The sequence below is a fragment of the Acidovorax sp. GW821-FHT10A04 genome (assembly GCF_059415825.1).
The window spans coordinates 364217-385071 of sequence record NZ_JBWKNZ010000001.1; the positions used below are offsets into that span (position 1 = coordinate 364217).

Below are 20855 nucleotides of genomic sequence, written 5' to 3' on the forward strand. Positions count from 1 at the left end.
TGGCGCGGGAGCGTGGCCAGAGTGTTGTGGCCGGCGTCAAGCAACTGCTCAGAGATGAGTGTGTGGGTGGAGCAGCTTGTTCGGCGTTGACCGCCGAGGAAGTGGAGCGCCACTGGCGCCCCCAGCTCACGGCCTATAAAGTGCCGCGCAGATAGTGTTACGCGATCGGCTGCCCCAGTCGCCGGTGGCAAGATATTCTGTTGCTGGGCAGGCAGGTGCAGGCGGTGCGCATGACCGATTGAGCCATCGGTGCATGCTAGGTAAGCGGGCGAACTGTGCCCCCCTGGGTCGGCCACGCTGGTCTGCCTGGGCAGAACGCCTGGTTTCGATCCACGGCAGGATGGCCGCAACACCTCAGGAGAAAAAAATGGACAAAAAGCGATGGAGTGCCGAGACCCTCATGCGCGGCGAAAAGGCTATGAGCGACCTTGAGACCTTTTGGGGCAACTTCAAGGCCAGTACACGCGAAGGGCGAAGGCTCATGATGTCGCAACTTCCCAGCCTCCGCTCAGAACTCGCGGGGGTGAGTGAAGCCGACAGTTATGTGCTTGAGCGCCTGACCAAACTGGATGACGCATGCAGGCAACTATCGCGACTCCAACCTATGAGCTTCAGCGAAGAAGATCAGATCGTGTTCGCACTAGGTGACGTCTCCGTGATCCGCGGCCAGCTGCACATGCTGGGCATTGTTGAAGAGGAAACGGCCGCACCCAAATAGCCAAATACCGCCTCCTAGCGCTACCCTCCTACGCATCAGGAGACTGGCAAGGCGTCCGATGGCCTGCTCCACCAAGAAGCCCCCCTGTAGTGCGGCTGGCACCAAGTTTTCAGTTCCGGGAAACTCCATCGGATTGATGAAGGCCAACAGCACTAGGCTTGCGACTCACGTGGAACCCGTACCTCTCCGCGATCTCGCCGTGGAGGGCCGCCGGGACCGATCAAGCTCTTGCAAATGCACTATGCAGATATTCGTCAAAGCTGGTATCCCCCCGCACAGAGTCGTCCGGCATCGCAAAACCATTGTCTATGCTGAGGCGTGTCATCCTGGCGTATGACTCAGCCGCCGCTGCCGAGAATCCCAGCGCCCGGAACGCCTCTTCCAGTTGGGCGCGCGGCGTGACAACCACCCCCACGGGTCTGCCCAACACTTGAGAAAGGCTTTGTGCCACGTCCCTTGGACTGTATCGCCTAGGCCCTTCGACATGGCGAAGGGCCACGTCGCCCACCGAGGAAAGCAATCGTTCAGCTGCGTACTTGCCCAAGTCGCTTGGCGCCACCATCGGAATCGCCATGTCAGCGGGGATCATTGAATGCAACTGGCCTGTTTGGCTCACGGCGTCGATCTGAGCGAACCAATTGCTCATGTAGTAAGCACCGCGCTGCACGGCGGCGGGAGTGGATAACCTCCCCAGCCCCTGCTCTAGTTCCCAAAGCACGTTGAGATCCCCGATGCGATCTCCGGCCTGGGCCCCGCCGGTTGAAGCCGCAACCACCTTCTCCAGCCCCGATTCTTCCAAGGCTTCCAGGATATTGGCGACCGTCTGCCGTTCCACGATATCCGTATCCAGCGATGTGTCTGCGGGCGGATTGAGCACGAAAGCGCGGCGTCCTTGCTTGAACGCGGCCCTGAGAGAAGCAGGCTTCCAGATATCCGCCACCAGGATCTCCGCTCCGCGTTGTTTCCATTCCTTCGCGTGCTCGGCGTGATGGGTGACGATGCCGACGGGCTCACCTCGCGCCAAAAGAGTTGAGGCCACACCAGAGCCCACGTGACCGGTGCCTCCCATGACTACGTACATATGCAGATCCTCCATAGGAAATTCAGGTGTCCATTTTTCGACCTCCTACCGACAGATCCTGTCAGCAGAACAGGCAAATTGGTAACAGGGCGATTCCTAACGAGGGCAGCGCGACCAACCACTGAGCACGACCTTGAACCGCCAATGCTGAGCTCCCTTCGGAGTTTTCCTACATTGATATCAGAAATCTAGGAACTGCCATAACAGTTCCGATTGATAGAGTGCTTGCGGTTTCCAACCAACAAAATAGTTTGTGAGGGATCAATGCTGCAAGCAGACTTCGAAAAACCCCGGCTCGCGCAGAAGAAGGTCAGAGTGGCACTGGTGGACGATCACGCGATCGTGCGCAGGGGATTGCGCGAATACCTCGAAAGCCATGACGACATTCACATCATTGCCGAAGCAGGCAACGGTCGTGAAGCGATAAACTTGGTGCGCGACCACGCCATTGACGTGCTCGTGCTTGATCTGACGATGCCCCAGTTCAGCGGGTTAGATGCCCTGGCCAGCTTGAAGGCTCGCTCGCCAGATACAGGCATTCTCATTTTTTCGGGGATGCCAGTTTCGCAATACGCCATCACCCTTTTGCAACAGGGGGTAGATGGTTATCTCAACAAGAACTGCGATCCGGATGAAGTGGTGCGCGCTATTCGGGTGGTTGGCGAAGGTCGACGATACCTTACGAGCGAGGTGGCGGAGCTGCTCGCCCAAGAGGTTCTCAAGCCGAAGCCAAGACTCCCGCACGAGTCGCTGAAGGCGCGGGAGTTTCAGATTTTCTTGAAACTCGCTCAGGGACAGGACGTTGGTGATATTGGAAAAATGCTTAACTTGAGCACCAAGACAATAAGCACCTATCGCACCAAAGCCTTGAAGAAACTCGGGCTCGATACCAACAGCGAAGTGACGTACTACGCGCTAAAGCACGGCCTCATCGATTGAAAGGGCATCTCTGGAGGGCCTGGCGAATTCGCAAGGACGAAGCTCGGCCTCACTGCAGCTGGGTGTCAGCTATTGGAGCCTGACTGTTTCACCCGATCAGCGTTTGTTGAACTTCGCGCTCCCTTGAGATGCAACTCAATGTCGGTCGCCTTGTCTCCAACTTGGGCAACTGCGTCCTTCAGCTGTTCTTCAGTCGTGTCGAGTTCACGCATCCAACGAGCCAGTGATGCGGCATCGTTTAAGTCAATGCGATCTGGTTGAGGGTTCGATTGCGCCATCGGTATGTCCTTCGTGGTCTGTCTACCGTTTAAATGCTAGCCATGGGTAACGGTCCGCACTGTAGGCGAGTAGCATATTTACCTTTTGCAATGGATAGGTTAGACCGTACCGACCGTCGTTGCGGATTTGAGTCGAACCTGAAACCCCATCGGATGTTGCCCTCCGACCGTTCGAAATGCGGTGGACGCCCTGTCTCCAGAATCTAATATGCGCGAAGCAAATCGGCACCGCCCTTTGTTATCTTGCACCCTGAGTCGACGCAGGAGCTAAAGGGGCTTGTGCTTTGTGTCCCCCTACCGGTCTGGATGCTGCACCCCAACTCTCGCCACTCTTTGGCCCAAAGAAGTAGAACCCTATAAATAAGCAAGATACGATGAAGGCAATGGCTGCGCCTACCTTCACCTTCGCCGGCGTACGCACGCTCTGAAATGGTGTTGCCCCTCGGCCATCGGCTGAATCGGACCGGTCTGTGGGATTCACTTTTTGCTCCAGTCAGGGAGGAACATGCGAAGTGTGATCAAGGATGGGCCCGGCGGTTGACTACATCCAGTATGAACATGTTGATCTTCTGGATGTCGTCCCGATAGCGTTCTGCCTGCTCACCCGAGACGACACTACCTACGAGGTCGATCTGGTCGAGAAAACTTTTTGCCACGGCAGAAGGTGTGGGGTGAGATTCGACCAGCGCTTGTCCAAGCGCAATCAAGGCCGCGATGGTTGCGTGGTTGCGTTCAACCTCAGCAGCAAGCGCTCGCAGCATTTGAGACTGGCGCACAAGCGCATCCTCCAGACGCTGAGTAACCGCCACAGCCGAGGTCCCTGCACGTAGATCGTCTTCCATGGCAACGAAGGCGTCGTCGTTCGAATCTCAGTGTCAGTGCATGTGCGCTTTCCTGAGACCTTCAGCGTGTTCCTTGTGCGCCTTCAATGTGGGCAGTGTCTTTGAGGCAAATGCCCTGACCTCTGCGTCATCGGCGCGCTTACTGGTGTTCTCAAACAGGGCGACATCCATTTTGTGGTCATCAATGCCCACCTCTTTCACAAATTCCTTGTCGAAGTCCTTTGCGCTTGCGATCTTCTCCAGCCTTTTTTGCTTATCGGCGGGGACCGCCTCAGGCAGCACGGCCCCCTTCGACTTCGCCAGTGCCTTCAGCTCTTCATTGGCGGCACCATGGTCTTTAACCAACATTGCGCCGTAGGACTTCACTGCTTCAGATCCGCCCTTTTGCTGTGCAAGCTTTCCGGCCTCCACCTCGTACAGGCCTCCACCACCAGCCTTGGTGAAGAATTCTTGATCCTTCTTGCTAACCTCCGCATGAGCGCCAAAGCACAAAATGGCCACGCATACGGCCGCTGCGACTCGAACTGTATTCATCAGTTATCTCCGGTGAAAGGGAAGGAAGAGCCCGAGTGGGCCCGTCTGTTAAACCATTGGCGGGTCAGTTTCCCGCTCTGGGTGCCGATGTCGCGCTATCCCTTGGATGAACGAGTTGAAGTCGGTGGCCGATGCTCCAAGGAACATTCCAGGATCCGGGTCGCCTGACGGCAGAGTTGCTGGAATCTGCGCCTTGAGCATCAGAGCTGCCGAGGCCGGCATCACCAAGATGGTCTTGCAGTGGCGATGCTGATCCTTGATGAATTCCGCAGTGTGACCATCTCCCGCCAGAGCCTGCACGCCTGCTTCACCATCGGGCAAAGCCAGTGCATCGAAGAGGAATCCGGGCTCGTTCTCCAGTGAAGCATCGGCATTAATCGCTACACCGTCGGTGGTCTTGACCGGCCCAATGTGTGGCGCAACGAAGCGCGGCACTGCGCCTTGGGCGAAAAGGGCTTCGTGCAGCGCAACCGCGCTTTTGCCAACGATGCCATCAGCAACAAGAATGGCAACTTTACGTCCCTTGATGCTCCCGTCACCTGGTCGAGCGAGAAGAGACAAGGCGGGCGATTTGGACACCTCAGGCTTCGGTGCTTTAGCCAGCGCCCGGGGCATCGCCTCAGGCAGTGCTGCCATGCCAAGACCCGTTGCCACCTGCTGCGCGAGGTCATCGGACACATTGCGCAAGGAGGCAACCATGCGCTCACGAATCGCTGGCACCGTCACCTTGCTCAATTCAAAGCGGAATGCGGCCGCAATGTGGGCTTGCTCCACAGGAGTCTGGCTGTTGAAGAACAGAGTTGCCTGGGTGTAGTGGTCCGCGAACTTTTCAGGTTTTGCGCGTACCTTGCCTTGGGACTCCTTGGCCTGAATCCTGGCGGGCACGGAGACAAAGCCTTGGGCTGCACCGGCTTGGAACGGACAGCCGCCGCCCAGCGAGTTAGGCTCATACGCGACCTTGCCGCGATGAATGGCCTGGCGGTGCATGCCGTCACGCTGGTTGTTGTGCACCGGGGCGATGGGTGAGTTGATGGGCAACTCGTGAAAGTTGGGGCCGCCCAAGCGCGAGATCTGCGTGTCCACATATGAGTGGATGCGCCCCGCAAGCAAAGGGTCGTTGGAGAAATCGATGCCCGGCACCACGTGCGCGGTGCAGAAGGCCACCTGCTCGGTCTCAGCAAAGAAGTTGTCGGGGTTGCGGTTGAGCACCATGCGGCCGATGGGGCGTACGGGGATCAGCTCTTCCGGAATGATCTTGGTCGCGTCCAAAATGTCGAAGCTGAACTTGTCCGCTTGCTCTTCCGTGAATACCTGCACGCCGAGCTCGTATTCGGGATAAGCGCCCGCCTCGATACGCTCCCACAGATCACGGCGGTGAAAGTCTGGATCGGCGCCGGAGATCTTGACCGCTTCGTCCCACACCAGCGAATGGGTGCCTGCCTTGGGGTTCCAATGGAACTTGACGAAGACCGACTCGCCCGCGGCATTCACGAAGCGAAAGCTGTGAACCCCAAAGCCCTGCATAGTGGCGTAGCTGCGCGGAATACCGCGGTCCGACATGGCCCACATCAGCATGTGCGTGGACTCGGGCATCAGCGAAACGAAGTCCCAAAAGGTGTCGTGGGCGCTCGCGGCCTGGGGCATCGCATGGTGTGGCTCGGGCTTGACAGCGTGCACAAGGTCCGGGAACTTCATCGCATCCTGGATGAAGAACACTGGCATGTTGTTGCCGACCAAGTCCCAATTGCCTTCGTCGGTGTAGAACTTGACAGCAAAGCCGCGCACATCGCGCGCCGTGTCCTTGGAGCCTCGCTCACCCTGCACGGTAGAAAAGCGCACGAACACGGGGGTGATCTTGCCGGCCTCCTTGAACGGCGCGGCGCGCGTGAGGTCCGTCAGGGGTTCGTAGCATTCGAAGAAACCGTGCGCACCAGATCCGCGCGCGTGCACGATGCGCTCGGGGATGCGCTCATGGTCGAAATGCGTGATCTTCTCGCGCAGGATGAAGTCTTCGAGCAGCACCGGGCCGCGCTCGCCGTACTTGAGAGAATTTTGGTTGTCGGCGATTGGCACACCCTGGTTGGTGGTGAGCACCTGGCCGGCGGAATCGACGCGCACGCGGTCGAGCGGTGCGATGGTCGCATTGACGCCTTCAGGGGCAACCGTCCCAGTCTTGGCACTGCTGTTTGCTTCCGACACGGTGCTACCTGACGGCAGCCGCGAGGCCGGCTCCACAGTAGCACCTGGCGCAGGGCTCACCCCGTTGGTGAAACCATGCTCTCCCGCTTTATTGGCGTTGTATGGTTTCGCGGAGGCGAGGTCGTTGGTTTCTCCCGCCTTCGCCGAGAGAACGTCAGCAGCTGGCCCGAGAGCGGAAGGCGCGCTGTCCGTATTTCTGGCAGGTGCTGCAGCAGTTGATGGAACAGGCGCGGCAGCGCCCTTGGCAGCACGCGTAGGATCTTTGGGCATTGTGTACCTTCGTCACTGGGTTGTGGGGAAGGCACAGGTTAAGGTCCTCGCCGTGACGGCTTGTAGGACTTTGGCTCAACCGATCAGCACAAAGAAATAGCCCGGCAGAGCAGCCAAGTTGCAACTAAATGATGGTCAGCCCGAGCGACTTGTCAGCGTCATCCGTTTTGTTGCAGCTGGCAAGCTGCGCGTATTGAAGGATGGGCAACTGGCGTTGTCCTACGAGGGCCTGAGCCCAAAAGCTGCAGTCTCGCTCTACATCAAGGATGTTGCTATGACTCAGCCACTTTTCAAACTTCCGAACAGCCGGGTCTCGGACACAACGCGTGAATGTGCTGTGCACAAGGACCAACGCAGTATCCAAGGCGGATGCGAAATTCGACCGTCCGTCTGGATATGCGCCGAGTGCTGGCAGGCCAAACTTGGAATCATCAAGGGCAGGCGCAGCCAGTCTTCCAAATAGCCACGTCAACGCCTGGGCCTGGATTTCGGAAGTGATGCGCCAGCGCGGTCAGCCTTTGTCCCTGACCAGTTCCAGCACCGCCATGGCGAATTCCTGAGGTGCTTCTTGCGGTAGGTTGTGGCCGACGCCGTCCAGGATTCGATGGTCGCGCAGAGCGCTGAAGCGTGCTGCATGTACCGACGCATCCGCAGGCGGACGCACCCCGTCGTCGGCGCCATCCAACGTGATAGATGGAACGGTGATGACGGGTTGCTGGGCAAGCTTCGCTTCGATGTTTGCATAGGCCGGATCACCAGGCACCAAGGCGTAGCGGTGCCGGTACGAGTGGATTACAACTTCGACGAAATCCGGGTTGTCGAAGGCTGCAGCGCTCTGCTCGAAAGTCGCATCGTCGAAGCGCCAGGTCGGTGACCACAGATTCCACAACAGCTTCGCCAAAGGGCCGCGGTTCTGCTCCAACCCAGCATGACCACGCTCGCTATGGAAGTAGTACTGGTACCAGAGCCTCAGCTCCTTTTCAGGCTCTTCTGGCACCAGGGCCTTGGCAATGTTTTGGATGTTGTAGCTGTTCACGGACACCAGGCCTGCACATCGCTCGGGCCAGAGAGCGGCAACGACACACGCGGCGCGGCCACCCCAGTCGTAACCGGCAAGATAAGCACGATCGATCTTAAGCGCGTCCAGAAAGGCGAGCAGGTCGGCTCCTAGCGCTGCCTGCTCGCCTGACCGCACGGTGGCCGTGTGCAGAAAGCGCGTGGAGCCATATCCACGCAGATATGGGACAAGCACGCGACAGCCGGCCTCGGCCAGGAGCGGAGCGACCTCTTGATAGCTATGGATGTCGTACGGAAATCCGTGCATCAACACCACCGGCGGCCCATCAGCAGGGCCTTGCTCAACATATGCAACGTCCAGCACTCCGGCCTGGACAGTGCGTGAGGTTTTCATGCGATCCATAGGTTTCTCCTTTGCAGCCGCATTGCACTGGCTGGCGCTAAAAGGGAATGTCGTCATCATTGCCAGGTTCGGCAGCGGATGTCGAAGCAGCATTCGCAGAGTTTGAAGTTGCCGGTTCCGCGGCGGAGTTCAAAGCCGTTTCTAGTGCCTTTTCCACCGCGTCGATGCGCGTCTGACATACCTTGTACGCAGCAACCGATTCCTCAACAATGCGAAGAAGATCATCGATGTTTGGCTCAGTCTGCTTGCGCAGGGTCTGGGCATGCGCTTGCAACACCCCATATGATTTCTTGAAGGTTTCGCTCATGGCTTGTCGTCCTTGCGCAGCGTCGCGCTGCGCGTGCCGTCTCTGAATTGGATGGTGACCTTGGCACCAGCGCTGGCCGCACTGGTGACTGCCTTGCCAGCAGCATCACGCACCAGCGCAAAGCCACGGCTCAAAGTTTTTTCGGGTCCTTGCCCCGCGATCTCTCGCATGAGCGCCTGTGCTGCAGCCCTGGCTTCCGCCACTGTCTTGTTCGCTTGCGGTCCTACCTCCGCAAACGCGTTGGAGGCAGCATCTTTCATATGGCGCACATCAGCCGCAGCCCGGTCGAGCACAAAGGTTTTGTCTGCTTTGATCGTGGCCCGTGCTGTCTGCAGGGTTTGCCGCGCTTCGCTGCGTATTTCAGCCATCAGCGCGGGCACCTGGTTGCGAGCCCAACCCAGGTGGTGCGTTGCCATGCGGCGCACATCGACCATGCTTCGCTCGGTCTGCTCTGCACCGTTTCGCACGGCCTGCACTGCATTGAGCTGCAGTTGCGCCAACATCTCGGTGGTGCGCTGCCGGCTGTGAGCAATCTCCTGCCTGGCTCCCGCCTCTATCGCAGTGAAGTTCTCGACGAATATTCGCCGCGCGCTGCCCATAGCGTGCGTAGCTTCGCGGACGATGTCGTCGAACAAGCCCTTGGCTTCGTGGGCTCGCTGCAGAATGAGTCGCTCAATGCCCGCGATGACCTTGGAAGGGGTGTCAAAACGGATATTGGCGACCTCGTCGAGCACTGTGTTGTCTCGCTCGTGCCCTATGCCAGTGAGCACCGGGACATCCAGTTCGCAGACGGCGCGCACTAGCGCATAGTCATTGAGCCAAGCCATGTCGTTGATGGCCCCACCACCGCGGATGATGGCCACGGCGTCGGGGTGCAAGCCCTCTTGATCCATGCGCTCCAGCGCGCCAAGCAACTCCATGCGGATCTCTGCAGCAGCACCATCGCCCTGAAATCGACTGTGGACATATACGAACCGGCAGATTCCACTGGCCTCCAGCCGCTTCGCCTCAGCTTGGAAGTCGCCCAAGCCGGCTCCCCCCTCCGGTGCCACGACCAGGACCAGGTAGTAATCCCACGGACTTGGCAACTGTCGATTCAGTTCGAACAAGCCCTCGTGCTGCAAGCGCTCGCGGATTTCACGCTTGCGGGCCTCCAAGTCACCCAGCGTGTAGTCAGAGTCGATGGCATCGACCTCGATGCTGAAACCGAACTGCGGCTTGAACACGGGCCGTGCACGCACCAGCAGTTTGATACCTGGCCCGATCTGGGCGCCGGTCGCCGACTCGAACTTGGGGAGAATCTGGCTGGCCGTACTGGCCCAGATGACAGCATTGGCCTTGGCGGTGATGACGCCCGAAACGTCGCGCTCGGAGACTTCAAGGTACACATGGCCGTTGCGAATCCGCGTATCCACCACCTCAACAAGCGTCCAGACCCCGGCTTTGAAAGCCTGCGCTACCGCCCCCGATACGCCTTGCAGCAACTGAGATAGCGATACCCCCTTCTTTTCAGGGACCGCCAAGCCGCTGGACGCGGTCGGGGAAGGGGCCAACAAATCACGCGAGACAACGGGTGCTGGCACATCTGCAGCAGGCAACCACTGCGCGAAAGGCGTAAGGTCTCGGCCCTCGGGCACATACCACTGTCGGCGAGTCGGATCCCAACGTGCGCCCAGCGCCTTGACGCGGTCTTTGTCCGCGAATGATGAGACAAGGTAGGTGTCGGTCATGCCGCTGCAGACAGTGGCGGGGACGCATCCGATGCGCCTTGCCGCCAGGCATCCAGGTCGGTGAACTCTCGCGTGCATCCCGAGCACAACAAACGCTCGCCGTAGCGCATCGAGCCTTGGGCATCGCGCTCGACCACCCTGCGGTAGTTGGTAGATCCACAGTAGCCACAGCGATTGATGGGGGCAGTCTGATCGGTTTCCATCGTTGAGCTCTTATACAGAAATCTGCCTTTCAGGCACTTCGGGCATTGCAGCATCCTGACCTTGCACCAGGGTTTCGTCCGCACGCTCCGCTTGGTCATCGCAAATTTTTTCCACGTTGGTGATTCTTTTGATCCTCCAGCGCAGACGCTGATTTCCCCGCTATCGATTTGGGTGCGAACCGCCCGCAATGGCCTTCAACCGCCGTCGGAACCCTCTTTCCATGTCAGTAAGTCTATTCATATACTGTATTTAATTACAGTATTTTGCCATGTCCGCCGCCCACGCTTTCCAGCCCTTCGACACCCAGAGCCTGCCCATCTCGGTACGGGAGTCGGTGTGGCTGGGCGACGACCTGGTGCACGACGGCCACCCGACAATCTCCACGGGCTTTGACCTGCTGGACGCGTCCTTGCCAGGTGGTGGCTGGCCTACACGCGCCCTGACTGAGGTACTCACGGCGCAAGCACCGTTGTGCGAATGGCGCTTGCTGAGCCGATGCCTGCCCAGCCTTATCCAGAACGGCGGCCAGATACTGCTCGTAGCCCCGCCACAGCAGCCCCATGCCGGTGGCCTGTCTCAGCTGGGAGTGCCCGCCGACCAGATCGTGTGGATCCAGGCCAAAACACCAGCCGAGCGCTTGTGGGTGACGGAGCAATTGGTGAAGTCCAATCCCCGCGGCGCGGTGCTGTCCTGGCTCCCCCAAGTCCGCGCAGACCAGATCAGGCGTCTGCAGGTGCACGCCCAGTCCTGCCAGTCGCCTGTCTTTCTCTTTCGGCCCTTGAGCGCGCAGCGAGAGGCCTCGCCGGCGCCACTGCGCACCCTGGTGTCGCTCGGCACAGGCTGGAACATTGATGTGCGCATCCTCAAGCGCCGTGGCACGCCATGCCCCGGTGTGCTGGAACTGCAGGCCATCCCCGGCCTCCTGAGCCAGGTGCTGCCGCCGCGACTGCACCGCCTGGACACCGATTTCGCCATCCCCCTGCGCAGAGAGGAGGCCACCGATGATCGGCATCTGGGCCGCACTGCTACCGCACAAGACCAGCACCGAGTCCTGCACCGCCATTGACCTGCCTTCCCTGGCTGTTTGGGCGCTGCAGTTCTCTCCGAGGGTGGCGGTGCGCGAAGAGGTGGTCCTGATGGAGGTCGGAGCCTGCGCACGCCTGTTTGGCGGCCTGCTGCTCCTGCGAGGGCGCATCGAATCGGAAGCCTTGAAGTTGGGCGTCGAAGCCTTCGCCTGGGCACCGACGGGCACAGCGGCGCTGGCGCTGGTGCGTTCGCGCGTGGTGGATGGCTTTGCCGGCCCGCTGCCATCCATTCTCGACAAGCTGCCGCTGGAGACGATCACTGCGGTGGCGGGCCATCAGGGCACGCTGCACCGCCTCGGATCACGCACGCTGGGTGATGTACGCAAGCTGCCTCGGGGTGGCCTGGGTCGGCGCTTCGACAAGGAGCTGCTTCACAGCCTGGACCAGGCCTACGGACTACGTCCGGAGGTCTGCGAGTGGCAGCAACTTCCCGAGACCTTCAGTGCCCGCCTGGAGTTCATGTTCCGCGTCGAGAATGCGATGGCGCTGATGTTCGGCGCCCGCCGCTTGTTGCTGCAGATGTCCGGCTGGCTCGCGGCCAGGCACATGGGCGTCACCTCGTTCACGCTTCGCTGGGCCCATGACGCGATGCGCGCCAAGACCGCAGGCACAGGCGGCGAGATCACCGTGCGCACGGCAGAGCCCACGCAGAACGTGGACCACCTGGGCCGCCTGCTCAGCGAGCACCTGTCCAAGGTCGAGCTGCTGGCACCCGCTGGCGACATCGAGCTGCTTGCTTCCGAGACCATCCCCATCAAGCAGGAGAGCAAGTCACTCCTGCCTGAGACGATCCGCCAGGGCGAAGCCACGTCCCTGGTGCTGGAGCGCGTGCAGGCCCGACTGGGCAAGGATCGCGTGGTGCGTCCTGTCCTGAATGCCGACCACCGCCCAGAATGGATGCAGTGCTGGCAAGGTGCGGAGATGGCACGTCCACGCGCTTCGCTCCCCTGCCACGAGCTGCCGCTGCCCGCGTGGGTGCTGCCTGAACCGCTGCGCCTGGCCGAGCGGGAGCACCGCCCGATCTACCAGGGGCAACTGCAGTTGCTGCTGGGCCCGGACCGCGTGGAGGGCGGCTGGTGGCACCGGGAGCCTTCAGCGGCTACAAGCGCACCTGCCGGCCAGCTCAACGTGCAGCGCGACTACTGGATCGCCTTGAGCCGGCACGCCGGCGTGCTGTGGATCTTCCAACGCCGCCTGGCCGAGGACGAGACAGGCTGGTTCCTTCACGGCCTGTACGCCTGAACGATGCATCGACCTTCAGGCAACTGTCATGGCGCTACCCTTCTACGCAGAGCTGCGCTGCGTTTCCAATTTCACGTTCCTTGTCGGGGCCAGTTGGCCTGACGAGCTGGTCGAGCGCGCCAAGGAACTGGGCTACAGCGCCATTGCCATCACCGACGAATGCACCCTGGCCGGTGTGGTGCGCGCGCATGTCGCCGCCAAGAAGGAGGGGCTGCAGTTGCTGGTGGGTTCGCAGTTCAAAGTGCAGGCAGCCCTGCCCTTCACGATGGTGGTCCTCGCGCAGAACCTCGATGGTTACGGCAACCTGTGCCAGTTCATCACGCGGCTGCGGCGCACCGCCGAGAAAGGCACCTACCTTCTTGAACGCTCATCCATCGAAGGCGATGCTCTGGCCGACTGCCTGGTGATGGTGACGCCAGACCGGACAGGGACGGACGAGCAGCTGGAGGAGCTGGGGCGCTGGACCTTGACGCACTTCATCGGGCGAACATGGATTGGCGTGGACCTGAACCGCCGCATCGATGACGAACTGTGGCTGCACCGCATGCGGGAGCTGTCTGCGCTGACTGCCATACCACTGGTGGCCATGGGCGACGTGCATATGCACCGGCGCAGCCGCAAACCACTGCAGGACGTGATGACCGCCACCAGGATAGGACGGCCTCTGACCGAGTGCGGCTACGAGCTGCAGCGCAGCGCCGAGCGCCATCTGCGCAGTCGCCTGCGTCTGACACAGACCTACCCCGATGAACTGCTGGCTGAGACGATTCGCGTGGCCGAGCGATGCACCTTCACTCTCGACGAACTGCGTTACCAGTACCCTGACGAAGTGGTACCCGAGGGCCACACCCCTGCCAGCTACCTGCGCCAGGCTACCTACGAAGGCGCTGGACGCAGGTGGCCGCACGGCATCACCGCCAAGGTGCAAGCGCAGATCGAGCACGAGCTGGAGCTGATCTGCGACCTGCACTACGAGCACTACTTCCTCACCGTGTTCGACATCGTCAGCTTCGCGCGCTCGCAGCACATCCTTTGCCAGGGCCGTGGGTCTGCGGCGAACAGCGTGGTCTGCTACTGCCTGGGCGTGACCGAGGTGGACCCTGATCGCATGTCGACTCTGTTCGAGCGCTTCATAAGCAGGGAGCGCAATGAGCCGCCGGACATCGATATCGATTTCGAGCACCAGCGGCGCGAAGAGGTGATCCAGTACCTGTACACCAAATACGGAAGGGACCGAGCTGCACTGGCCGCGATTGCGGTGACGTACGGACCCAAGTCAGCGATACGCGATGTCGGCAAGGCACTTGGCTTCAGCCTGGAAACCGTGGATGCCCTGGCTAAAGGTCACCAGTGGTGGGACGGCGAAGGTGTGCGGATGGAGCGCTTCGAGGAGCTGGGGTTGTCAGAGAACGACCTGGCGGTGAAGCAGCTCATTTTGCTGACGAGCCAACTGATCGGGTTTCCTCGGCATCTGTCACAGCACCCCGGTGGTTTTGTGCTCACGCGGGGTCTGCTCAGCCGCATGGTTCCGATCCAGAACGCGAGCATGGAAGACCGCACGGTCATCGAATGGGACAAGGACGACCTGGATGCAGTCGGTTTGCTCAAGGTTGATGTACTGGCCCTGGGCATGCTCACGGCCATCCGCAAGGCCCTGAGCCTGGTGGGCCGGCGCAAGGGGTACGACTTCGGGATGCAGGACATTCCGGTGGAGGACCGCGAAACGTACAAGATGATTTCTCGTGCGGACACGGTGGGCGTTTTCCAGGTGGAGAGTCGTGCGCAGATGTCCATGCTGCCTCGGCTCAAACCACGATGCTTCTACGACCTCGTGATCTCCGTGTCCATCGTGCGGCCCGGACCCATCCAGGGCGGTATGGTGCATCCATACCTCAACCGCCGACAGGGCCTGGAACCTGTGATCTATCCGAGCGAGGATTTAAAGCAGGTGCTCAGCCGCACCCTGGGCGTGACGCTGTTCCAGGAACAGGTCATGCAGGTGGCGATGGTCGCTGCGGGTTTCACTGCAGGCGAGGCCGACGACCTTCGCCGGGCCATGGCGGCTTGGAAGAAGCGCGGGGGCCTGGAGAAGTACCAGACGAAGCTCATCGAGGGCATGAGGGCGCGGGGATATGACGAGCCCTTTGCCCAGTCGATCTACCAGCAGATCAAGGGCTTCAGCGGGTACGGGTTTCCGGAAAGCCATGCGGCGTCATTCGCGTTGCTGGTCTATGCCAGCTGCTGGCTCAAGCGGCATGAACCCGCAGCCTTCCTGACGGCACTGCTCAACTCGCAGCCGATGGGGTTTTACACGCCAAGCCAGCTTGTTCAGGATGCCAAGCGGCACCGCGTCGAAGTGCGGAGGATCGATGTGATGCACAGCGCCGTCGAATCGACGCTGGAGAACCTGCCCGCAATCCCTGCCGTACGGCTTGGATTGCACATGGTTGCAGGCCTGCACGCCACTTCGGCCGCGCGCATCGTCGACGCCCGTGAAAACGGGCCATTCGACAGTGCAGAAGACTTGGCGATGCGGGCAGGATTGGAACAGCACGAGATGAAACTCTTGGCTGCGGCAGATGCGCTGCTCAGCCTGTCGGGCCACCGCCGCCAGCAAGTGTGGGACGCTGCAGGCCTGCACTCAACGCCGGAGCTGCTGCAGGACGCGCCGATCAACGAGGAGTATCTGGAGCTGCAGGAGGCACCTGAGGGCGAGGAGATCGTGTGGGACTATGCGTCCACCGGGCTCACTTTGCGCCGGCATCCACTGGCCCTGCTGAGGCCACGGATGGCCACCAAGAAACTGCTGTCTTCGCGCGATCTGCGCCATATCCCCGACGGCAGGGTGATCCGCACGGCTGGCATCGTGACGCTACGGCAGCAGCCGTCCACGGCCAAGGGCACGATCTTCGTATCTTTGGAAGACGAGTTTGGGACCGTGCAGGTGATCGTGTGGTCATCGGTAAGAGATGAGCAGCGGCAGGTGCTGCTGGAGTCCCGGCTGCTGGCGGTCAAAGGGGTTTGGCAGCGGCGGGGGCAGGTGACCAATCTGATCGCGGATCGGCTGGTCGATCTGACGCCATGGCTGGGGAGGCTGGGGCGGTTGGAGAGCCGCGATTTCAAATAGCCTGAAATTTCGCCATCACTTTCGACACGCGCGGGCTGACGCTACCCATGTCAGCAACCACCCTTCGAGCGTGGCAAATGCGCTATAAACTGCCTTCCAACTCATTCTTAAAAGCCTATGAACCGCGCTGATCTCGTTGAAGTCCTGGCCGCCAAACACGACCTGTCCAAGGTCGCCGCTGGTGCCATCCTCGAAACCCTGATCGACACCATCCAAACCGCCGTCAAGAAGGGCGATACCGTCCAGCTGGTCGGCTTCGGTAGTTTCAAGTCGGCAAAGCGTGCGGCACGCACCGGCAAGAACCCGTCCACCGGAGCTGCATTGAAGATTCCGGCATCGACCGTGCCGAAATTCGTGGCTGGTGCAAAGTTCAAGGCTGCAGTCGATCCCAAGGCTGCGAAGCGCAAGGCAGACAAGGCCGGCAAGTAATCTCTCTGGCCCAAAGCCAAACAATTCAAGAGACCGCCAAGGCTTGAGGCCTGTGGCGGTTTTTCATTACAAGTGCTACTTTCAAGTGTCGCAGCAGATTCATACACAATGCGTCCATGAATACTTTCTCGAATGCATTCCGCGCAGAAGTTGTGCGCATGGCCCGCAAGGAACTCAAGCCAGAGATCCAGGGTATGCGAAAGGCACTGACATCCCATCGCTCCGAGATAGCCGCGCTGAAGCGTGACGTGAAGACGCTGACGTCGCAGCTCAAAGCCGCACAGCGACAGGTCAAGGCTCCTGCGAAGGCGGCGGTGGAAGAAGAGACACCCGCGCGCAAAAGCGGCCGCAAATGGGTTTTCAAACCAGAGGCGTTGGCAGCCAAGCGCGCCGAACTGGGCCTCACGGCCAAGGAAATGGCCAAGTTGCTTCAGGCAGGCCACCTTTCGGTTTACCGTTGGGAGACCGGCAAGGCATATCCTCGCGCAGCGCAACTGCTGCGGATCCACGAGGTTCTCAACCTGGGCAAGCGCAAAGCGCTGGCTTTGCTGGCCGAGGCCCAGTAGCAATTCTTGTGCGGCTCCAGCAGCCTCAGGCCGTCTCGCTGGCCTCCAGCACCTTCGCTCCAGAGAAGATGCACTCCAGCTTCTCATTGATGTAATCCGACATCACGGGATGAAGCGGCAGGACCTGCCCGTTGTGGACATTGCACTGCGTGAAATCAATGCCCTTGGCGTTCGCGGCGCGGCAGGCTGTGATGTACTCATTCATAAGCCCTGCAAACTCGATAAATGGATGGTTGCCGATCGACACCGCGCTGCGATAAAACGCATCCGACGTCTCCTGCATGCGGGTCAAAGCCACCAGGCGTTCATTGGCATCCATTCTTTCTCTCCGCTTCAAATGCTGATGAAGAAAGCATAGCAGGCTGACTTTGCAACTCAGCTTGTTCAGTCAGAGCGTCACTACATTGAGATCGCTACCGAGCACCTCCCTGGCCAGGGGCACCAGGTGATCATGGTGGGTTAGAAAGATCACCTGCATCTTCCTCGACAGCTCACCCAGAACCTGAAGCCCTGCTGCAGTGCGCCGATCATCGAAGTTGATGAACAGATCATCCGCAATCAGCGGCATCTTGAGGCCTTGCTCGATCTGCAGCTCCAGAGCCGCGAGGCGCAGTGCCAGATACAACTGGTCCCGGGATCCTTCGCTCATCCCCGATACCTCAACCTGGGCGCCGTTGGGGCGGATCCCGAAGAGCCGAGGCTTTTCGTCAGCGGAGTCAACGAGAAGGCGCTCGAACGAGCCCAGGGTCAGGGTGTTGAAGGTCGCCGAGGCCTTGGCCAGCATCGGGCCTTGCCTCGTCTCGCGGAATTTCTCCATCGACCATTTCAGCAGGCGGGCTGCTGTGTGCAGCTTGAGGTAGCGCTCGGCTGCATCCGCCATGGACGCGACCGCTTCTTGGCGACGTGCATCGGCCCTCGCAGCGGCGTCTGTACCGTCCAAAGCCTCGAAGGCCTTGCGCTGGGTTCCGTGCTGGCTGCTCAACTGGGCGATCTCTTCCACCAGTTGCGCGGACTGCGCGCCCAGTCGCTCGATCTCGGCCATCAGCTCGTCGGGGGCGACGCCTTGCGCCTCTTGGCGGAGTTGGTCCAGGCCCAGTCCATCCCCGCCGTGCACCAGGTCGGACTGGGCTGCATCTACTTTGGCTTCAAAGGCTCGGCGCTGTTCGGACTGCTCGGCTGCCGCGGCGAGCGCGTTGATATCGTCCACACCTGCCGTGGCCATCAATGGCGCCAAGCGCGCGTTCTGAGTTGCTTGGCGCTGCTGGACCTCGGCGAGCTCGTCCTCGACCTGGGCTTGTCTGGCCCGTAGTTCGCGTTGCGTCTTCTCGGACTGCTTAGTGGTCGTGAGGCGCGCGAAGAGTTCCTGGGCGATTGCGTCGGCATCCTGCTCGACCAAGTCCGGGGCGGCACGCTGAGCAAGGGCCTCTGCGGACGCTTTCAGGTCGGCGAGGTCCATCTGCATGGGTTCAATGCGTTCGCTGCGGATAGTACGGATCAGGGACAGTAGGCGCTCAACCTCGCTGATTGCTTCGAACTCTGCCTCGATCTGGCCAGCTGTCGCAGCGCTCTCATAGCCTGCCGCCGTTACGGCCGCCTGCCAGGCGGTCTCCCACTCGCTCCACGCTGACTGCGCTTGCTGCACCAAGTTCTGCAGTCTGGGCACGCTGTTCTGGGCGTCGGCCACCTGCTGCTCCAGCGCGCTGCGTTGGCCTTGCGCCTGGTCGACGGCGACCAGCAGCTTGCGCGCTCGCTGCAGGCCGTCGTGAAGAGTGGGCATCTCGGTCTCTTCCGCGGCACCGCCCAGCATCGACCAGAAGGAAGTTGCGAGTTCGACACCGGCGGTCACCAGATCCTTGTGTTGCTGGTCGAGCTGGCCCAACTCGGCACCAATCTCCAGAACTGTCCTGCGCTGGCGCAGCCACGCCGGCGCCATCTCCAGCGGCAGCTGTGGCAGTCCACTCGCCTCCGCCAGCCTTTGCCATTGGCGCGTTCGGGCCTCGATCCGGTCATTTGCGGCCTGCAGTCGTGTCTGCTGTCCCTGCAGCTCCAGACGCACTTGCTCGATGCGTTCGGCCCTGGACCGGTGGGTCGCTTCATGTTGGACGCGATCAAGCCGGGTGTCTGCGAGCACATCGGCTTTGCTTACCCATTGCTCATAGGCATTGGCCTTGGCGGTCAGCTCGCTTGGCGCGGCCTTGATCGCCCGCCATTCCTGGTCTCGTGACCGGCGGGCCTCGTCGACCTGCTCTCGGGTCACCGGTTGGAAGTCCTGGACGAACTGCTGTAGCTCCAACTCCAACCGTTGCAATTCCTCTGCCTTTGTCGATACCGCGTCTTGCAGCGCCTGGGCCTCTGCGACTCCTGTTCGGCTCTCATCCAGCAGGCCTTGCACCACGGTGTCGTCGGGTACGAGCATGCCTGCGAGATCGCCCGGTTCGGCTCGCCACTTGCCAAGGCCAGCCAGGGCAGTTGCAAGGGATGCCCTCTGTGCATCCGCCTTCTGAGCCAGTTGGGAGACTGCTCCGGCATGGTCGCCAAGCCTCAGCGCCTTCTCGACAGTGCCTGCCAGCCCTGGATGTACCTCGCGCGCCACCAGGCGCTCCAGCGCTTGCTGCGCCTGCTCCATCTGCTGCTCGCGATCGGTCAGCGCGGATTGGGCGCTGCGCAGTTGCTGGTTCAGTGTGCCCCGCTCTTTGAGCAGGCTCACCAGGCGGCTGCGCGTGGTCCCCGCCGGCAGGCGCTTGCGCACAGCGTCTTCGGTATCGGTCGCCCAACCCAAACCGCCAGCGAGCTCTTTCACCCGAGTCCAGTGGGTCTGGATCTCTTCGGTGCGCTTGACGATGTCCGTCCTGTGGCTGCGGTACTGCAGCCTGCGTTCATTGAGGTCGGTGATATCCGCGGCCAGAGTCAGCAGGGTCTGGTCGACCTGGATGCTCTCCAGCTGAATGCGCAGCGCGGAGCTTTCCTGCTCGAGACGCTGGCTCTCTGCTTGCGCCAGCGCCATGGCCTGGGCCGCATCTCGAATGGTGGCGGTTGCATTCTCGGGTAGCAGCGGAACGTCGTCGTTGAGGCCGAGAGCTTCCCTTTGAGTCTGGGCTGCATCCAGCGCCTGCAGCATGGGTCGCACGCGGCGAATGCGTTCCAGTTGGTTCAGTTGCTGGCGAGTGTCCCGGTCGCGTTGGCGTGCGTCTGCGAGCGCCTGTTCGGTAGCGAGCAAGGCGTCGTGCTGGGCTTTCCAATCCTTGGTCTTGAGCACCACCTGCTTGAACTGGGTGCCGGCCGCCTCGTAGGCTTCGTGTGCCTGGTGGTAGACCCGGTGGCCTGCCTTTCGGGCTCCCCAGAGGCTGTCTGCTTCTGCTTCCAGCTTCTGCAGGACATCGGCGAGGCCTTCAATGCCTGCGGCCGACTGAAACAGCAGCCGCCCTACATCATCCGACGCCGACAGGATGCCGGCGCCGCCTTCGACGAGGGTGGAGTGGTCCAGCGCATACATGCGTGTAAAGGCCTGCAACTGCATACCGCCCAGCCAGGGCTGCAGCACAGCGTCCTGCAATACCGCGTCTTCGGGCGAGCGCACAGTGTTCTTGGTGGCCTTGGTTCGGTCAAAGGCAAGCTGCTGGTCATCCGCTGTGCCCGAGGCCATGCGCTCCAGCACGCCGCCGATCCGCAGCTCGGACATCGGGTGCAGAAAACCCAAGGATGTCCTAACCGGAATGCCAAACAGCCAGTCTCCGATGGCCGAGCGGACGGTGGACTTGCCGGCCTCATTGGGTCCCACGATGAGGTGGATGTCCTTCGCCTGCTTGGGCAACGACAGGTGGCGGTCGGTGAATTTGCCGTACCGGATCAGCTTGAGTTCACGGATGCGCATGGGTGTCGAGCTG

General features: G+C 60.9%; 17 protein-coding genes. 7 read left to right on the plus strand and 10 right to left on the minus strand.

Features of this window, described 5'->3' with window-relative positions; genetic code table 11:
- The first annotated feature begins 367 nt into the window (after positions 1 to 367).
- Positions 368 to 718: a hypothetical protein gene (locus AC07PF_RS01705; RefSeq protein WP_007857707.1), complete on the plus strand. Its 351-nt coding sequence runs from the start codon at positions 368 to 370 to the stop codon at positions 716 to 718.
- A 220-nt stretch (positions 719 to 938) separates the two neighbouring features.
- Here the strand turns inward: AC07PF_RS01705 and AC07PF_RS01710 are convergent, their stop codons facing one another.
- Positions 939 to 1799, minus strand: coding sequence for an NmrA family NAD(P)-binding protein (locus AC07PF_RS01710; RefSeq protein WP_494610657.1), 861 nt, complete (start codon positions 1797 to 1799; stop codon positions 939 to 941).
- A 264-nt stretch (positions 1800 to 2063) separates the two neighbouring features.
- On the opposite strand from AC07PF_RS01710, the gene AC07PF_RS01715 reads away from it, so the two are divergent.
- The gene (locus AC07PF_RS01715; protein ID WP_494610658.1) at positions 2064 to 2738 is read left to right on the plus strand and encodes a response regulator; all 675 of its coding nucleotides are present in this window, start codon (positions 2064 to 2066) and stop codon (positions 2736 to 2738) included.
- 65 nt (positions 2739 to 2803) lie between these two features.
- On the opposite strand, the gene AC07PF_RS01720 is transcribed toward AC07PF_RS01715, so the two are convergent.
- From AC07PF_RS01720 to xseA, 7 genes are all read right to left on the minus strand, one after another.
- On the minus strand, positions 2804 to 3016 hold the full coding sequence (locus AC07PF_RS01720; protein WP_494610659.1) for a DUF3606 domain-containing protein: 213 nt from the start codon (positions 3014 to 3016) through the stop codon (positions 2804 to 2806).
- 518 nt (positions 3017 to 3534) lie between these two features.
- The gene (locus AC07PF_RS01725) at positions 3535 to 3858 is read right to left on the minus strand and encodes a hypothetical protein (RefSeq protein ID WP_494610660.1); all 324 of its coding nucleotides are present in this window, start codon (positions 3856 to 3858) and stop codon (positions 3535 to 3537) included.
- Between the two features lie 33 nt (positions 3859 to 3891).
- Complete coding sequence (locus AC07PF_RS01730; protein WP_494610661.1) at positions 3892 to 4392, minus strand: DUF4142 domain-containing protein; 501 nt, start codon at positions 4390 to 4392, stop codon at positions 3892 to 3894.
- Positions 4393 to 4440: 48 nt separating this feature from the next.
- A complete protein-coding gene (locus tag AC07PF_RS01735) occupies positions 4441 to 6861 on the minus strand; it encodes a catalase (RefSeq protein WP_494610662.1) in 2421 nt (806 codons plus the stop codon).
- Positions 6862 to 7372: 511 nt separating this feature from the next.
- Positions 7373 to 8281 carry an alpha/beta fold hydrolase gene (locus AC07PF_RS01740; RefSeq protein WP_494610664.1) on the minus strand — a complete coding sequence of 303 codons (909 nt, stop codon included), beginning with the start codon at positions 8279 to 8281 and terminating at the stop codon, positions 7373 to 7375.
- A 37-nt stretch (positions 8282 to 8318) separates the two neighbouring features.
- Positions 8319 to 8588, minus strand: a complete 270-nt coding sequence (xseB, locus tag AC07PF_RS01745; protein ID WP_494610665.1) for an exodeoxyribonuclease VII small subunit — start codon at positions 8586 to 8588, stop codon at positions 8319 to 8321.
- Positions 8585 to 10318: an exodeoxyribonuclease VII large subunit gene (gene xseA / locus AC07PF_RS01750; RefSeq protein WP_494610666.1), complete on the minus strand. Its 1734-nt coding sequence runs from the start codon at positions 10316 to 10318 to the stop codon at positions 8585 to 8587. The genes xseB and xseA overlap by 4 nt, the downstream gene beginning before the upstream one ends.
- 472 nt (positions 10319 to 10790) lie before the next feature.
- Between xseA and imuA the strand changes: the two genes are divergently transcribed.
- The 5 genes from imuA (at position 10791) to AC07PF_RS01775 (ending at position 16971) form a co-directional block, all read left to right on the plus strand.
- Positions 10791 to 11588, plus strand: a complete 798-nt coding sequence (gene imuA, locus AC07PF_RS01755; RefSeq protein ID WP_494610668.1) for a translesion DNA synthesis-associated protein ImuA — start codon at positions 10791 to 10793, stop codon at positions 11586 to 11588.
- Positions 11524 to 12849 carry a Y-family DNA polymerase gene (locus AC07PF_RS01760; protein WP_494610669.1) on the plus strand — a complete coding sequence of 442 codons (1326 nt, stop codon included), beginning with the start codon at positions 11524 to 11526 and terminating at the stop codon, positions 12847 to 12849. Before imuA ends, AC07PF_RS01760 begins: the two co-directional genes overlap by 65 nt.
- 28 nt (positions 12850 to 12877) lie before the next feature.
- Entirely contained in the window at positions 12878 to 15976 is a 3099-nt protein-coding gene (locus tag AC07PF_RS01765; protein WP_494610670.1) for an error-prone DNA polymerase, read from the plus strand.
- Between the two features lie 117 nt (positions 15977 to 16093).
- Complete coding sequence (locus AC07PF_RS01770) at positions 16094 to 16405, plus strand: HU family DNA-binding protein (RefSeq protein WP_494610671.1); 312 nt, start codon at positions 16094 to 16096, stop codon at positions 16403 to 16405.
- Between the two features lie 116 nt (positions 16406 to 16521).
- Positions 16522 to 16971, plus strand: a complete 450-nt coding sequence (locus AC07PF_RS01775) for a helix-turn-helix domain-containing protein (protein ID WP_494610672.1) — start codon at positions 16522 to 16524, stop codon at positions 16969 to 16971.
- A gap of 25 nt (positions 16972 to 16996) precedes the next feature.
- Here AC07PF_RS01775 and AC07PF_RS01780 read toward each other — a convergent pair whose 3' ends face one another.
- Positions 16997 to 17290 carry a hypothetical protein gene (locus tag AC07PF_RS01780; RefSeq protein WP_494610673.1) on the minus strand — a complete coding sequence of 98 codons (294 nt, stop codon included), beginning with the start codon at positions 17288 to 17290 and terminating at the stop codon, positions 16997 to 16999.
- Between the two features lie 69 nt (positions 17291 to 17359).
- Entirely contained in the window at positions 17360 to 20842 is a 3483-nt protein-coding gene (locus AC07PF_RS01785) for an ATP-binding protein (protein WP_494610674.1), read from the minus strand.
- Positions 20843 to 20855: the final 13 nt, after the last annotated feature.

What these genes read in the sequence shown, in the direction of transcription:
- AC07PF_RS01720 (WP_494610659.1), bottom strand. Translation starts at nt 3,016, where the DNA reads ATGGCGCAATCGAACCCTCAACCAGATCGCATTGACTTAAACGATGCC.
- xseA (WP_494610666.1), bottom strand. Translation starts at nt 10,318, where the DNA reads ATGACCGACACCTACCTTGTCTCATCATTCGCGGACAAAGACCGCGTC.
- AC07PF_RS01735 (WP_494610662.1), bottom strand. Translation starts at nt 6,861, where the DNA reads ATGCCCAAAGATCCTACGCGTGCTGCCAAGGGCGCTGCCGCGCCTGTT.
- AC07PF_RS01770 (WP_494610671.1), top strand. Translation starts at nt 16,094, where the DNA reads ATGAACCGCGCTGATCTCGTTGAAGTCCTGGCCGCCAAACACGACCTG.
- AC07PF_RS01760 (WP_494610669.1), top strand. Translation starts at nt 11,524, where the DNA reads ATGATCGGCATCTGGGCCGCACTGCTACCGCACAAGACCAGCACCGAG.
- AC07PF_RS01705 (WP_007857707.1), top strand. Translation starts at nt 368, where the DNA reads ATGGACAAAAAGCGATGGAGTGCCGAGACCCTCATGCGCGGCGAAAAG.
- AC07PF_RS01710 (WP_494610657.1), bottom strand. Translation starts at nt 1,799, where the DNA reads ATGTACGTAGTCATGGGAGGCACCGGTCACGTGGGCTCTGGTGTGGCC.
- AC07PF_RS01730 (WP_494610661.1), bottom strand. Translation starts at nt 4,392, where the DNA reads ATGAATACAGTTCGAGTCGCAGCGGCCGTATGCGTGGCCATTTTGTGC.
- AC07PF_RS01775 (WP_494610672.1), top strand. Translation starts at nt 16,522, where the DNA reads ATGAATACTTTCTCGAATGCATTCCGCGCAGAAGTTGTGCGCATGGCC.
- xseB (WP_494610665.1), bottom strand. Translation starts at nt 8,588, where the DNA reads ATGAGCGAAACCTTCAAGAAATCATATGGGGTGTTGCAAGCGCATGCC.
- AC07PF_RS01725 (WP_494610660.1), bottom strand. Translation starts at nt 3,858, where the DNA reads ATGGAAGACGATCTACGTGCAGGGACCTCGGCTGTGGCGGTTACTCAG.
- AC07PF_RS01785 (WP_494610674.1), bottom strand. Translation starts at nt 20,842, where the DNA reads ATGCGCATCCGTGAACTCAAGCTGATCCGGTACGGCAAATTCACCGAC.
- AC07PF_RS01780 (WP_494610673.1), bottom strand. Translation starts at nt 17,290, where the DNA reads ATGGATGCCAATGAACGCCTGGTGGCTTTGACCCGCATGCAGGAGACG.
- imuA (WP_494610668.1), top strand. Translation starts at nt 10,791, where the DNA reads ATGTCCGCCGCCCACGCTTTCCAGCCCTTCGACACCCAGAGCCTGCCC.
- AC07PF_RS01765 (WP_494610670.1), top strand. Translation starts at nt 12,878, where the DNA reads ATGGCGCTACCCTTCTACGCAGAGCTGCGCTGCGTTTCCAATTTCACG.
- AC07PF_RS01715 (WP_494610658.1), top strand. Translation starts at nt 2,064, where the DNA reads ATGCTGCAAGCAGACTTCGAAAAACCCCGGCTCGCGCAGAAGAAGGTC.
- AC07PF_RS01740 (WP_494610664.1), bottom strand. Translation starts at nt 8,281, where the DNA reads ATGGATCGCATGAAAACCTCACGCACTGTCCAGGCCGGAGTGCTGGAC.